This is a genomic window from Cellulomonas carbonis, assembly GCF_014636275.1.
Lineage (GTDB): Bacteria > Actinomycetota > Actinomycetes > Actinomycetales > Cellulomonadaceae > Actinotalea > Actinotalea carbonis.
Window position 1 is genome coordinate 23,015 of the sequence record NZ_BMEB01000001.1, and the last position, 14,162, is coordinate 37,176.

A 14,162-nucleotide genomic window follows, 5' to 3' on the forward strand; every position below is an offset into this window, starting at 1 on the left:
TCGATTGGGCACGTATTGGGCACGGACACGCGGAAGGCCCCGCCGAAACGGGGCCTGACCTGCGCAAACACTGTGCTCCCGCGACTGGACTCGAACCAGTCGAGGGCCAGCAAACTTAGCACTCGGTGAGAGCGGCCCTTCGGGCCCCGAATCCCGCCTCGGTCGCCGCTTGGCGCATAAAGTCTGGTCGTGAATGGTGACCGACTGGACGACGCCTCTAGGGCATGCGCGCGTGGACGAGATCTGAGCCCGCCTCTCATTTGTGGACCGTAGACGATCCCGACGATCAGTCGCCATGGCTCTGTACGCCCCCTCGGCGTGGGTTGAAGCGCGACCGCCCCGTCAAGTTCCCAAGGCCCCACATGATCGACAGAGCCGATGAAGCGGGGCAGTGGGCGAGATTGGCGCGAGTCGTCGCAGCCGAACTCGCGAGCCGCGGCGGACGCGACGTCTACGCCACGTCACTCGCGAACGGGACCCTTATCGGAATCCTGCTCTCGATCGCACTGACCGAGGGAAACGATCCAGGCTTGTCTGTGCTCGTACGCGCTTTATATGTCGGCGTGGGTGCTGTGGTTCTCGGCCTTGTCGCTGCGGGGGTAGCGTGGGCCTTCTCCCGCCGAGGGCTGCGCCAGGCGTACGCGCAGGCACCTGTGTGGGCGCTTCGCGCCGAGGCGTACGAGCGCCGACAGGAGTTCCTGATCGGACACGGTCGAGTTGATAGCACTTGGCAGACCGGCTCGAGTCCGAGCGAGCGCTCGGCCAGGCGTGTGGTTCGGTCGATTGCCAGTCGAGTGCTTTCCCTGCAGGGGCGCCGTCCCTAGGGTGCGCCCTCCCAATCCGCGTGCACGTCGCGCTTAGGCCGCCGGGCGTCTGCTCGCTGGGTGTCGATCTGCCCAGTGGGGAGTTGCGCCGGCGCTAGGGTTCAGTGCGTGTCGTTAGCGCCTTTGCGCCTTCCCCTGTGTCCGGGGGCGAAACTCTTGCCGAGTCGGGTCAGGTTTGAGGCCTCTCAACGTCTCGGTCGGATCGCTTCCGCGTTGCGCCTGGTCGCAACGGCCAACGGCAAGCGGGGGTTGGTCGAGCCCGTCGCGACGTCGGAGTCGGGCGGCAGCGGTCGATTCGATTCGCGTTAGGCGTCCTGGATCTGCGATCTGCCCCAGGACGGCCGTCTCGGCCTCGTCGTCTCCTGGCCGGAGATCGGGCTACCCGGCACAGCCACCGCTCTGCAGCTCGTAGATCTCGAGGACCTCGAGCACCGAGTGATCTCCCTGAAATGACAGCGCCCGCACATGCCGCAGGCGGCCTGTAACCGCCGAGGCGCGTGCGCGGTCGATGGGCGGGCAGCAGGCCACCACGCGATCAGTGAGGGGCACGTCAGGCTGATCGGTGACCGTCGCGGGTGCGATGCTCGCTGTGTGATCGACGACTATGCGAAGGCCTACCTCCACGAAGACCTGCGCTGGGTACGCCGTTCGATCCTCAGCAGGGTCGAGGGTCTCTCGGAGTACGACGCTCGGCGTCCGCTGACGAGGACGGGGACCAACGTGCTCGGTCTGGTCAAGCACCTGACCCTGTCCGAGGCGCGGTACCTCGGTGACATCTTCGGCCGGCCGTACCCGGAACCGATTCCCAGCTTCGACGACCCGAACTACGCGAACCGAGACAGCCTGTGGGTCACCGAGCGTGAGTCGCGCGGCGACATCCTGGACGGTTACCGGCGGGCCTGCGCTCACGCCGACGCCACGATCGAGGCCTTGCCGATCGACGCCCCAGGGGTCGTCCCCTGGTGGCCGCGGCCGGAAGTGAAGCTGTTCAACGTGATGGTGCACGTCCTCACCGAGACCAACCGGCATGCCGGCCACGCCGACATCCTGCGCGAGCACTTGGACGACGCGGCCGGTGCTCACCCGAGGTCGTCCGATGAGGACTGGGCGGCACACCGAGCGCAGGTGGACGCTGCAGCGCGGGCGGCCGCCCGCATGGCCTGAACGTCTACGACGGCGAAGTCCTCGGAGATGTCCCGCCCACTGGCGCGGCGCCGTCAGCCCAGCCACGCCATGTCGCTCATCGCGCTGCTCAGACGCACGGTCATGCCTGCGGGCTCTGCGTCCGCCGATGAGCGACACCAACGATGCGTGGTTGGGGTGCACTGGTCGTGGCAGAACGCGGACGCCCTCGCGCGACAGGGGACTGCCCGGACTGGACACTTAATGGACACTTTTCGGCGGCCAGGGGGCGCCAAGAAGCCCCAGAAGCGTCTAGCGTGAGGAGTCTGAACCGCACCGATCCGGACGTCTGCCCAGGTCAGCGCGAGACGAGTCGAGATGAGCGAAGACCTTCTTGGGTCGCGATGGTGCCGTGGCAATCCAGGGGGTCAGGGGTTCGAGTCCCCTCAGCTCCACCGACGAAGGGGCCCGACCGTCAGGTCGGGCCCCTTCTGCGTGTCCCGGGCCGCCCGCCGCGGTCCTCCGAGGCGCCGTCCCCGGGCACCCTCCGGCCCCTGCCCTCGGCAGGCGGGGGTGCCGCACCGCGTGACAGGCTGGACCCGAGATGACCATGCCACCGCACGCTCCCGGGCGACGACGTGGGCGCCGGCCGCGGCCCGACCTGCGCGCCGTCGCGAAGGACCTGCTCGTCGTCGTGGCCCTGGTGCTGCCCGCTGCCCTGTACGGGATCGCGACCGCGTCGGCCACCGCGAGCCTCGGCCCGCACCAGGCTCGCTACGAGGTCACGCTCGACGACCGCGTGACGGTCGACCTGGGGCCGCTGGGCACCCTCGTGATCGAGTCGCCCGTGCCGGCGCTCGGCGCGCGCGTGACGGTCCAGGAGATCCCCCGCGAGCTCGTCGAGGTGCCGACGGCCAGCACGCTCGAGCAGCTGTCGGGAGACCTCGACCGGTACGTCCGGCTCTTCAGCGCGCCCGAGGCCACGCTCGACGTGGCCGTCCGCACGCTGGTCACCGACGCGCTGCGCCGCACCGCGGTCGCCACGGCCGTGCTCGCCGGGCTCGTCCTGGGGTTCCGCGCACTGCTCGGACCCGATCGGCGCCGCGAGCTCGCCGTCGTCGTCCGGGACAACCGGCACGTCCTCGTCGCGGCTCCGCTGGTCCTCGTCGTCGTCGCGTCGACCGTCACCGCATCGGGCACCTCGCCGCCCACGCGACCGTCCCCGGGGCGTGCGTCGTCCGTCTTCGACGGGACGGCGCTCGAGGGCGCCGTCATCACCGGGCGGCTCGCGGGCGTGATCGACACCTACGGTGGGCGGGCCGTCGCGGCGTACCGCTCGAACGAGGCGTTCTACGACACCGCCGCGGCGAGCGTGCGTGAGGCGTGGGACGAGCGGCGCGACGTCGACGCACGCGTCGCCGAGGTGCGTGAGGCCGCGGGGCTCGTCGGCCCGTCCCCGGTCGAGGACCCGGTCGTGGCGCTGGTCGTCTCGGACCTGCACTGCAACGTCGGGATGGCGCGGGTGATCCGTGCGGCGATCGAGGAGTCCGGCGCGACCGTCGTCCTCAACGCGGGCGACACGACCATGAACGGCACGCAGGTCGAGACGTACTGCGTCACGGCGTTCGCGCAGGCCACGCCGGCCGGGGTCACGACCGTCGTCGCGGACGGCAACCACGACAGCGCCGTCGTGACGGGTCACGCACGCTCGCTCGGCTGGGTCGTGCTCGACGGTCAGCCTGTCGACGTCGCGGGCGTGCGCGTCCTCGGCGCACGCGACCCGCGCTCGACCCGCATCGGCGAGGGCACCGTGGTCGACGGGGCCGAGACGCCGCGCGAGCTCGCGGACAGGCTCGCCGACGTCGCGTGCGCCGACGACGCGGGGATCGACCTCATGCTCGTCCACGACCCCGCGATCGGCGCCGAGACGCTCGCGCGCGGGTGCGCACCCGCGCAGGTGTCGGGCCACTGGCACCGCCGGATCGGCCCGGTCGTGGAGGGCAGCGGGGTGCGGTACGTGAGCAGCAGCACCGCGGGTGCGATCGAGGGTCAGGCCACCGTGGGACCGCTCAACGGCGCCGCCGAGATGACCGTCCTGCGCTTCGACGCCGCCACGGGCCGGGTCGTGGACTACCGCCTGGTCCGCGTCGCACGCGACGCCGCCGTGACCGTGAGCCCGGCGCTGCGCTGGCCGGCCGCGGCGCCCGTCTGGTCCCGCACGACCGACCCCGACGTCCCCGTCTGACGGGTGCCCCGGGCGCGGGGCGTACGGTAGGTGCCGCGTTCGCCCGGCGCGACGCCCCCGCCCGTCGAGAGGAGCCCCGTGCGTCCCCGCCCCCTGCCGACCCCGGGCCCGCGCGGCCGCCGATCCCTCGTGCTGCTGCTCGGCCTGGTGCTCGCCGTGGTCGCACCCCTCCCGGCCCTCGCGCACGACGCCCTCGTGGGCAGCGAGCCCGCGGACGGGGCCGTCGTCGGGACTCCGCCCACCGACGTCGTGCTCACGTTCTCGTCGACGCAGCTCGACGTCGGAGCGGCGGTCACCGTCACGGGCCCGGACGGTCGCGAGTGGGTGGAGGGCGCGCCCCTCGTCGAGGGCGAGCGGGTCGTCCAGCCGCTCGCGACCGGCATGGTCCCGGGCAGCTACACCGTCGAGTGGCGATCGGTGTCGGGCGACGGTCACCCGGTGACGGGCACGTTCGCGTTCGAGGTGGCCGCGGGGGCCACCGACCCGGCCGGGCCGAGCGCCTCGCCCGAGCCGGTGCCGACGGAGGAGGCGGAGGAATCGGGGGACCAGGCGCCCGCGCCGAGCGCGGCGGCGGGCACCACGGACGGTGCGGACGACGACGTCGCCGCCGCGGGAGCCTCGCAGGCCGCCGGCGCCGACGCGTCCGAGCCCGCGCGTCGCGGCCCGGCCGGTCCCGTCGGCGTCGTCGTCGGCGTCGCGCTCCTGGCCCTCGCCGCGTGGACGGTCGTGCGCCGCCGGGGGTCCGGGCGTGGCTGAACGCACGCGACCCGCACGACGTGGGGACGTCCGGCCGAGCGCGCCGCGACCGCGTCGGGAGCCGGACCCCGAGGTCACGCGTCGTCGGGGGCTCGTCACGCTCGGCGCCGTGCTCCTCGTCGTCGCGCTCCTCACGGGTGGCCCGTGGGTGTACGCCCGCGTCGTGGCCCCGCAGGAGCGTGAGCCGCTCGTCCTGCCCGAGGAGACGCACGAGCCGGCGACGGTCGCCGGACCGCTCGACGTCGAGGGCACGTGGCAGGTGGGCCCCGGGTCGGAGGCCGGCTACCGGATCGACGAGGTGCTCGCTGGCGAGGCCGTGACCGTCGTCGGGCGGACGCAGGAGGTCACGGGAGCGCTCACGGTCACCGGTGGGATGCTGACCCAGGTCGAGGTCGCGGTCGACATGGCGGGCGTCGCGACGGACGAGTCCGCGCGCGACGCGTACTTCCGGCGTGCGCTCGACACGACCACCTACCCGCAGGCCGTCTTCCGCCTGACCGAGCCGGTCGATGTCTCGGGGCTCGCGACGGCGCAGGAGCCGGTCCTCGTCCCCGTCGCCGGGACCCTGACGCTGCACGGGGTCGACCGGCCGGTCACGCTCGAGGTGGAGGCACGCCGGACGCCCGACGGCGTCCAGGTCGCCGCGACGGCACCGGTGGTCCTCGAGGACTTCGGGCTGTCCGCACCGGACCTCGGCTTCGTGACCGTCGAGCCGCAGGGGACGCTCGAGCTCCTGCTCGAGCTCACGCGCTGAGAGGCGGCACCCCCGCCCGCTCCCTGGCGCACGGGCACCGTGTGTGGTGACATTTCGGTGTGCCGAAACCTGCCAGCGCACGTCGCGGTGCGGCCGCCGCAGCGCTCTCGCTGCTCGCCGGGTGCGCGGTGGGCGCCGCGGCCCCCGACGCGCCCGCGGCTGACGACGGTCGCGACGCGCGGCTGCACGTCGTCGCGAGCTTCACGGTCCTCGCCGACATGACGGCCGAGGTGGCCGGCGACGACGTGCTGGTGACGTCGGTGACCCGTCCCGGCTCGGAGATCCACGGCTACGAGCCCACCCCGGACGACCTGCGCCGCGCGACCGGCGCCGACCTGCTGCTCGTCAACGGGCTCGGCCTCGAAGGGTGGGTCGAGCGCCTCGTGGAGCCGCTCGGGCTGCGCACCGTGGTGGTGACCGACGGGATGGCGAGCCTGCCGATCGCCGACGGCGACGCCCGGAACCCGCACCTGTGGATGTCGCCGCGCGCGGGTCAGGACTACGTGCACGCGATCGCGGGCGCGCTGGCCGAGGTGGACCCCGCGGGCGCTGCGGGCTACGCCGCGCGCGCCGAGCGGTACGCGGCGCGGCTGGAGCGTCTGCACGGCGAGCTGCTCGCTGCCCTCGCGACCGTCCCGCCCGCACGGCGGCTCCTCGTCACGTGCGAGGGTGCGTTCTCCTACCTCGCGCGCGACGCGGGCATGGCGGAGGCGTACCTGTGGCCCGTCAACGCGGAGCGGCAGGGGACGCCGCGCCAGGTGGCCGCGGTGATCCGCGCCGTCCGCGAGTCCGACGTGCCGGCCGTGTTCTGCGAGTCGACCGTCGCCCCGACCGCACAGGTGCAGGTCGCCCGGGAGACGGGCGCCCGGTTCGCGGGCGTGCTGCACGTCGACTCGCTCACGACCGCCGACGGCCCCGCACCGACCTACCTCGACCTCCTGCGGCACGACGTCGACGTCGTCGTGGCGGGGCTCACAGGGGAGGGCTCGTGAGCACCGGCACCGGCACCGGCACCGCGCTCGCGGTTCGCGGGCTGACCGTGCGGTACCGCGAGACGGTCGCGCTCGAGGACGTGACGCTCGACGTCGGGGCGGGTCAGGCGTGCGGCCTCGTCGGGATGAACGGGTCGGGCAAGTCCACGCTGTTCCGGACCGTGGTGGGGCTCGTGCGGGCCCAGGCCGGCAGCGTCGAGGTCCTCGGCGGGTCGGTCGCGCAGGCCCGGGCGCGGGGCGCCGTCGGCTACGTCCCGCAGCAGGACGACCTCGACCGCGACTTCCCCGTCTCGGTGCGCGACGTCGTCCTCATGGGTCGCTACCACCGGATGGGCCCGACCCGTCGCGCGCGCCCCGACGACGACCGCGCGGTCGCCGAGGCCCTCGCGCGCGTGGGCCTCGAGGGGCTCGCCGGGCGCCAGATCGGGCGACTCTCGGGCGGTCAGCGCCAGCGCGTGCTGCTCGCTCGCGCGCTCGCCCAGGAGGCGCGGCTGCTGCTGCTCGACGAGCCGTTCACGGGGCTCGACGTCATGTCGCAGGCCGCGGTGACCGAGGTGCTGCGGGAGATCGTCGACGCGGGCGGCAGCGTGCTCGTCTCGACGCACGACCTGTCGGTCCTGCCGGACCTGTGCTCGCGCTCGGTGCTCCTGCACCACCGGGTGCTCGCCGCGGGGCCGACCGCCGACGTCCTCACGCCGGCGAACCTCGCTCGGACCTTCGGCCTCGACCCCGCGACCGGTCGCGTCCCGACGCGCGGGGGAGGGTCACGGTGAGCACGGTGAGCACCGTGAGCGCGCTGAGCGCCGAGGCCCTGGGCGCCCTCCCGGGCCTCGTCGGGCTGGTCGACGTGGTGACCGCACCCGGCGGGCCGGGGACGGCCGACGCCTCGGCGTGGTGGCAGGTCCTCGTCGAGCCCTGGCAGTACGGCTTCATGCGCCGCGCGCTGCTCGTGACGGTCGTCGCGAGCGTCGTGAGCGCGCTCCTGAGCTGCTGGTTGGTCCTCATCGGCTGGTCGCTCATGGGCGACGCCGTCTCCCACGCGGTCCTGCCCGGCGTCGTCCTCGCCTACCTGGTCGGGGCGCCGTTCGCCGTGGGCGCCGTCGTCTTCGGCGTGGGTGCGGTGGCACTGATCGGCGCCGTGCGGGACACGACCCGGCTCAAGGAGGACACCGCGATCGGGGTGGTCTTCACGACGGTGTTCGCGGTCGGCGTGGTCCTGGTCTCGACCACGCCGAGCCAGGTCGACCTCACGCACATCCTCTTCGGCAACGTCCTGGGCGTCTCGGACGCGGACATCGTCCAGGTGCTCGTCCTCGCGGCCGCGACGGGGATCACGCTCGTCGTCCTGCGACGCGACATCACGCTGTACGCGTTCGACCGCGTGCACGCGCACGTCGTCGGGCTGCCGGTGCGACGGACGGGCGCGCTGCTGCTCGGGCTGCTCGCGGTGACCGTGGTCGTCGCGCTGCAGGCCGTCGGCGTCGTGCTGGCCGTCGCGATGGTCATCACGCCGGGCGCGACGGCCTTCCTCCTGACGGACCGGATCGGGCGGATGCTCGTCGTCGCGCCCGTGCTCGCGGCCGTCGCGGCCGTCGTCGGGACGTGGGGCAGCTACGCGCTCGACGTCGGCAGCGCGGGCCTCGTGGTGGTGTGCCAGGGCCTGCTGTTCGCGGCCGCGTACGTCGTGTCCCGCGTGCGGACGAGGGCGGTCGCGTGAGCGCCCGCACGCCGTCCGCCACGGTCGAGGACTACCTCAAGGTGGTGTGGAGCCTCCAGGAGTGGGACGACGCGCCGGTCACGACGACGCGGCTCGCGCGCCGTCTCGGCGTCGGCGCGCCGACGGTCTCGGAGACCGTGCAGCGGCTCGCGGAGCGCGGGTGGCTCGTCCACGAGCCGTACCGCGGCGTGACGCTGACGGCGACCGGGCGAGCGCTCGCGGTGCGGATGGTCCGCCGGCACCGCGTGCTCGAGACGTGGCTCGTCGAGGCCCTCGGGTACGCCTGGGACGAGGTGCACGAGGAGGCGGAGGTGCTCGAGCACGCGGTGTCCGACCGGCTCGTCGACCGCCTGCACCGCGCGCTCGGCTCGCCGACGCGCGACCCGCACGGCGACCCGGTGCCGGACGCCGACGGGACCGTGCACCGACCGGACGCGGTGCTGCTCGCCGACCTCGCGGCCGGGCAGGCGGGACGGGTCGTGCGCGTCGACGACGCGGTCCCCGAGGTCCTGCGCGAGTGCGACGCCGCGGGCGTGGCGCTCGACGTCGTCGTCGTCGCGCCCGTCGCGCTGTCCGGGCCGGCGCTGCGTGCGGTCCGCGTCCAGCCCGTGGACGCGCCGGACGGCGAGGGGGCGCGCGACGGCGGAGCGCAGGTTACGCTGCCGTAGGTTCAGTGTCGGCGGCCCCGCCGGCCCCTGACAACCGGAGCTGCCCGTGGATGCCACGACCGCCCTCGACAACCCCGCCCCGACCCCCGCCGACGGCGACCCCGGCGACGCGCGCCCCGCGACCGCCGGTCGGTCCGTCCGTGGTGAGCGCACCCGGCAGACGAGCGACTTCACCGCGCTCGCGCGCATGGTGCAGGACGCGGGCCTGATGCGTCGGCGCTACGCGTGGTACTGGACGCAGTTCGTCGTCCTGACCGCGCTGCTCGTGGGTCTCGTCGCGGCGTTCGTCGTCATCGGCGCCTCGTGGTGGCAGCTGCTGGTCGCGGCCGCGCTGGCGGTCGTCCTCGGGCAGGTCATGTTCCTGGGGCACGACGCGGCCCACCGGCAGATCTTCGCCTCGGGGCGCTGGAACGACTGGGCGAGCCTCGTGATCGCCAACCTCTACGCGGGCATGAGCTACGGCTGGTGGCAGCACAAGCACAGCCGCCACCACGCCAAGCCGAACCAGGTCGACGCCGACCCGGACATCGAGTCGGGCGTGCTGGTGTTCACCACCGAGGACCTCGACCGGCCCCGCACGGGCGTCAAGGCGTGGTTCGCCAAGCGCCAGGGCTGGTTCTTCTTCCCGCTCCTGCTCCTCGAGGGCCTCAACCTCCACATCTCGGGCGTCCGGACGATCTTCGGCCGCGGCGAGGTCAAGCGACGTCCCGTCGAGATCGCCTTCGTCACGCTGCGTCTCGGCGGCTACCTCGCCCTCGTCTTCTGGCTGCTGCCGGTGGGCATGGCGTTCGCGTTCCTCGGCGTGCAGCTCGGCCTCTTCGGGCTCTACATGGGTGCGGTGTTCGCGCCCAACCACAAGGGCATGCCGATCGTCCCCAAGAACGCCAAGGTCGACTTCCTGCGGCGCCAGGTGCTCATGAGCCGCAACGTGCGCGGCGGCCGCTTCACCGACTGGTTCACGGGCGGCCTGAACTACCAGGTCGAGCACCACCTCTTCCCGAGCATGGCCCGGCCGCACCTGCGCCGCGTCCAGCCGATGGTCCGTGAGTTCTGCGAGAGCCGGGGCATCACGTACACCGAGACGACCCTCATGGGCTCGTACGCGATCGTGATCCGGTACCTCAACCGGGTCGGGCTCGCGGCGCGCGACCCGTTCCAGTGCCCGCTCACGCTCGAGTACCGCTCGGCCCGCTGAGCCCGGCCGGCCGCCGGGAGGCGGGGTCCCGGGCGGTAGCCTGAGCCGGTGACCACGCAGGACGCCAGCACCGCCCGGGACGCCGCCGCGTCCACCGCCGAGACCCCGTACCGCTACACCGCCGCGCTCGCCGCCGAGATCGAGGAGCGCTGGCAGGACCGCTGGGACGAGCGGGGCACCTTCCACACGCCCAACCCGACCGGGCTCGCCGACGCGGACGGTCGGCCCGCGGGCGCAGCGCCGTCCTACTTCATCATGGACATGTTCCCGTACCCCTCGGGGGCGGGCCTGCACGTGGGCCACCCGCTCGGGTACATCGCGACGGACGTCGTCGGCCGCTACCGGCGCATGTGCGGCGAGAACGTCCTGCACGCCCTCGGGTACGACGCGTTCGGCCTGCCGGCCGAGCAGTACGCGGTCCAGACCGGGCAGCACCCGCGGATCACGACCGAGGCGAACATCGCGACGATGCGTCGCCAGCTGCGCCGTCTGGGGCTCGCGCACGACCCTCGGCGCACGTTCGCGACCACCGACAGCGACTACGTCCGGTGGACGCAGTGGATCTTCCTGCAGATCTTCGACGCCTGGTACGACGACGACGCGGTCCGCCCCGACGGCGGCCGCGGGCGCGCGCGACGCGTCACGGAGCTCGTCGAGGAGTACGAGCAGGGTCTGCGCCCCGTGCCGGAGGACCTCGGTGGTGGCCGCACGTGGGAGCAGCTCGACGCGGTCGAGCGCCGCCGGGTCGTGGACGCCCAGCGCCTGGCCTACGTCTCCGAGACCCCGGTGAACTGGTGCCCCGGGCTGGGCACGGTCCTCGCCAACGAGGAGGTGACGGTCGACGGCCGCTCGGAGCGGGGCAACTTCCCGGTCTTCAAGCGGAACCTGCGCCAGTGGAACATGCGCATCACGGCGTTCGCCGACCGCCTGGCGGACGACCTCGACCTCATCGACTGGCCCGAGAAGGTGCGCGCGATGCAGCGCAACTGGATCGGGCGTTCCGAGGGTGCCCGCGTCACGTTCGAGGTCATCGGCGGGAACGAGGTCGAGGTCTTCACGACCCGGCCCGACACGCTCTTCGGGGCGACGTTCATGGTCGTCGCCCCGGAGCACCCGCTGCTCGACGAGGTGCCCGCGCACTGGCCGGACGGCACGCACACGGACTGGACCGGGGGCCACGACCACCCGGCCGCCGCGGTCGCGGCCTACCGCGCCGAGGCGGCCGCCAAGACGGCCGTCGAGCGGCAGGCCGACGCCGGCCGCAAGACCGGCGTGTTCACCGGCCACCTCGCCGCCAACCCGGTCAACGGCCAGCTCATCCCGGTCTTCACGGCCGACTACGTGCTGATGGGCTATGGCACGGGCGCGATCATGGCCGTGCCCGCGCAGGACGAGCGCGACTGGCAGTTCGCCGAGCAGTTCGGCCTGCCGATCGTCCGCACCGTCCAGCCGCCGGCCGACTGGTCGGGTGCGTTCACGGGCGACGGCCCCGCGATCAACTCCGCGAACGACGAGATCAGCCTCGACGGCCTGGACGTCGCGGCGGCGAAGTCGGCCATCATCGCGTGGCTCGAGGAGAAGGGCCTCGGGACGGGCACGGTGACGTACCGGCTCCGCGACTGGCTGTTCAGCCGGCAGCGGTACTGGGGCGAGCCGTTCCCGATCGTGTACGACGAGCACGACCTGCCCATCGCGCTCCCGGCCGACCTGCTGCCCGTCGACCTGCCCGAGGTCCCGGACTACTCGCCGCGGACCTTCGACCCCGACGACGTGCAGTCGACGCCCGAGCCGCCGCTGGGTCGCAACGACGAGTGGGTGTCGGTCACGCTCGACCTGGGCGAGGGCCCCAAGGTCTACCGTCGCGACACCAACACGATGCCGAACTGGGCGGGGTCGTGCTGGTACTACCTGCACTACCTCGACCCCTCGCAGCGCGACGTCGTCGTCGACCCCGCGCTCGAGTCGTACTGGATGGGTCCCGGCCACAACGACAGCGTCGGGGAGGCGGGCGGCGTCGACCTGTACGTCGGCGGCGTCGAGCACGCCGTGCTGCACCTGCTCTACGCGCGCTTCTGGCACAAGGTCCTGCACGACCTGGGGTACGTCTCGAGCCGCGAGCCGTTCCACCGGCTGTTCAACCAGGGGTACATCCAGGCGTACGCGTACCGCGACGACCGCGGTCAGCCCGTGCCCGCGGCCGAGGTGGTCGAGGACGCGTCGTCGCCGACCGGGTTCACCTGGCAGGGCCAGCCCGTCACGCAGGAGTACGGCAAGATCGGCAAGTCGCTCAAGAACGCCGTGACGCCCGACGAGATGTACGAGGCCTACGGCGCGGACACGTTCCGCGTGTACGAGATGTCGATGGGGCCGCTCGACCTGTCACGTCCCTGGGAGACCCGCGCGGTCGTCGGGTCGCAGCGGTTCCTGCAGCGCCTGTGGCGCAACGTGGTCGACGAGACGACCGGCCGGACGGTCGTCGCGGACGTCGAGCCCGACGAGGCGACGCTGCGCGTGCTGCACCGCACGATCGCCGACGTCACGGTCGAGATGACCGGCATGCGGTTCAACACGGCGATCGCCCGGCTCATCGTGCTCAACAACCACCTCACGTCGTTGCCGGTGGTGCCCCGGTCCGTCGCCGAGCAGCTCGTGCTCATGCTGGCGCCCGTGGCTCCGCACGTGTGCGAGGAGCTCTGGGAGCGGCTCGGGCACACCGAGAGCCTCCTGCGCGAGCCGTACCCGGTCGCCGACCCCGCGTACCTGGTCGAGGAGTCGGTCACGTGCGTCGTCCAGGTCCAGGGCAAGGTCAGGGACCGGATCGACGTCGCGCCCGACATCACGGAGGACGAGCTGCGCGAGCGCGCGCTGGCCACCGCGGGAGCCCAGCGGGCGCTCGCGGGCCGCGAGATCCGCACCGTCGTCGTCCGCGCGCCGAAGCTCGTGAACATCGTCCCGGTCTGACCCGTGGACCCGGTCGTCGTCGTGACCGACTCGACGGCGTCGCTCCCGGCGGCGCTCGTCGAGGCGGCCGGCGTCGTCGTGGTCCCGCTCCACGTCGTGATCGACGGCGAGGACCACCGCGAGGGCGTCGACCTGCCGACCGACGTGCTCCTCGCGGCGCTGCGGCGCGGGGCGCGGGTGAGCACGTCGCAACCGGGCCCCGAGGCGTTCGCGCGCACGTACGCGCGGCTCGCGGCCCGCGGTGCGCGCGAGATCGTGTCGGTCCACCTCTCCGAGACCCTGTCGGGCACGGTGACCTCGGCTCGCCTCGCCGCGCAGACGGCTCCCGTGCCGGTGCACGTCGTCGACTCGCGGACCGTCGCGATGGGTCTCGGCCTCGCCGTCCTCGCCGCGGCGCGGCGGGCCCGCGCCGACGAGGACGGCGCGGACGCCGCGCGTGCGGCCCAGGCCACGGCCCGCAGCTCCGAGGTCCTCTTCGCCGTCGACACCCTCGAGCACCTGCGCCGCGGCGGGCGGCTCGGCACGGTCGCAGCCGCCGTCGGGACGATGCTCGGCGTGCGGCCCGTGCTGGGTGTCCGCTCGGGCGGGCTCGAGGTGGTCGAGAAGGTCCGCACGGCGGCGCGTGCGCGTGAGCGCGTGGTCGAGCTCGTCGCCGCCGAGGCGTCGCGGCGGCGACACGTCGAGGTCGCCGTGCACCACCTCGGCGAGCCGGAGCGCGCCGGGGAGCTCGCGGAGCAGCTGCAGGGGCGCTGCGGGCCGGGAGCCGGTGCGGTGCACGTGGCCGAGCTCAGCGCGGTCCTCGGCGCGCACGTCGGGCCGGGGGTGGTGGCCGCGGTCGTCGCCGACGTCTCGCGCTGACGCCCGGCCGCCCGGGTGCGCGACGGGTCGGTCGGTGCTCCGGGCGGCCCGCCCCCGGCCCGTCCACACC

11 protein-coding genes are annotated in these 14,162 nt (G+C 73.5%); all 11 read left to right on the top strand.

Features of this window, described 5'->3' with window-relative positions; all coding sequences use genetic code 11:
• The first annotated feature begins 1,415 nt into the window (after window positions 1–1,415).
• Complete coding sequence (locus IEV86_RS00135; RefSeq protein WP_043603719.1) at window positions 1,416–1,988, top strand: DinB family protein; 573 nt, start codon at window positions 1,416–1,418, stop codon at window positions 1,986–1,988.
• A 562-nt stretch (window positions 1,989–2,550) separates the two neighbouring features.
• Window positions 2,551–4,191 (top strand): metallophosphoesterase family protein, encoded by a 1,641-nt coding sequence (locus tag IEV86_RS00140; RefSeq protein ID WP_229734415.1) that lies wholly within the window; start codon window positions 2,551–2,553, stop codon window positions 4,189–4,191.
• A 78-nt stretch (window positions 4,192–4,269) separates the two neighbouring features.
• Window positions 4,270–4,947, top strand: coding sequence for a copper resistance CopC family protein (locus IEV86_RS00145; protein ID WP_161784019.1), 678 nt, complete (start codon window positions 4,270–4,272; stop codon window positions 4,945–4,947).
• Complete coding sequence (locus tag IEV86_RS00150) at window positions 4,940–5,701, top strand: YceI family protein (RefSeq protein WP_081978528.1); 762 nt, start codon at window positions 4,940–4,942, stop codon at window positions 5,699–5,701. Before IEV86_RS00145 ends, IEV86_RS00150 begins: the two co-directional genes overlap by 8 nt.
• A 59-nt stretch (window positions 5,702–5,760) precedes the next feature.
• The gene (locus IEV86_RS00155) at window positions 5,761–6,693 is read left to right on the top strand and encodes a metal ABC transporter solute-binding protein, Zn/Mn family (RefSeq protein ID WP_043603716.1); all 933 of its coding nucleotides are present in this window, start codon (window positions 5,761–5,763) and stop codon (window positions 6,691–6,693) included.
• Entirely contained in the window at window positions 6,690–7,466 is a 777-nt protein-coding gene (locus tag IEV86_RS00160) for a metal ABC transporter ATP-binding protein (RefSeq protein WP_043603713.1), read from the top strand. Before IEV86_RS00155 ends, IEV86_RS00160 begins: the two co-directional genes overlap by 4 nt.
• A gap of 158 nt (window positions 7,467–7,624) precedes the next feature.
• Complete coding sequence (locus tag IEV86_RS00165; protein ID WP_052425952.1) at window positions 7,625–8,410, top strand: metal ABC transporter permease; 786 nt, start codon at window positions 7,625–7,627, stop codon at window positions 8,408–8,410.
• Window positions 8,407–9,078: a metal-dependent transcriptional regulator gene (locus IEV86_RS00170; RefSeq protein WP_052425942.1), complete on the top strand. Its 672-nt coding sequence runs from the start codon at window positions 8,407–8,409 to the stop codon at window positions 9,076–9,078. The genes IEV86_RS00165 and IEV86_RS00170 overlap by 4 nt, the downstream gene beginning before the upstream one ends.
• Window positions 9,079–9,265: 187 nt before the next feature.
• Complete coding sequence (locus tag IEV86_RS00175; protein WP_081978538.1) at window positions 9,266–10,273, top strand: fatty acid desaturase family protein; 1,008 nt, start codon at window positions 9,266–9,268, stop codon at window positions 10,271–10,273.
• 48 nt (window positions 10,274–10,321) lie between these two features.
• A complete protein-coding gene (leuS, locus tag IEV86_RS00180; protein ID WP_043603710.1) occupies window positions 10,322–13,234 on the top strand; it encodes a leucine--tRNA ligase in 2,913 nt (970 codons plus the stop codon).
• A 21-nt stretch (window positions 13,235–13,255) separates the two neighbouring features.
• Window positions 13,256–14,092, top strand: a complete 837-nt coding sequence (locus IEV86_RS00185; RefSeq protein WP_229734416.1) for a DegV family protein — start codon at window positions 13,256–13,258, stop codon at window positions 14,090–14,092.
• The last annotated feature ends 70 nt before the right edge of the window (window positions 14,093–14,162 follow it).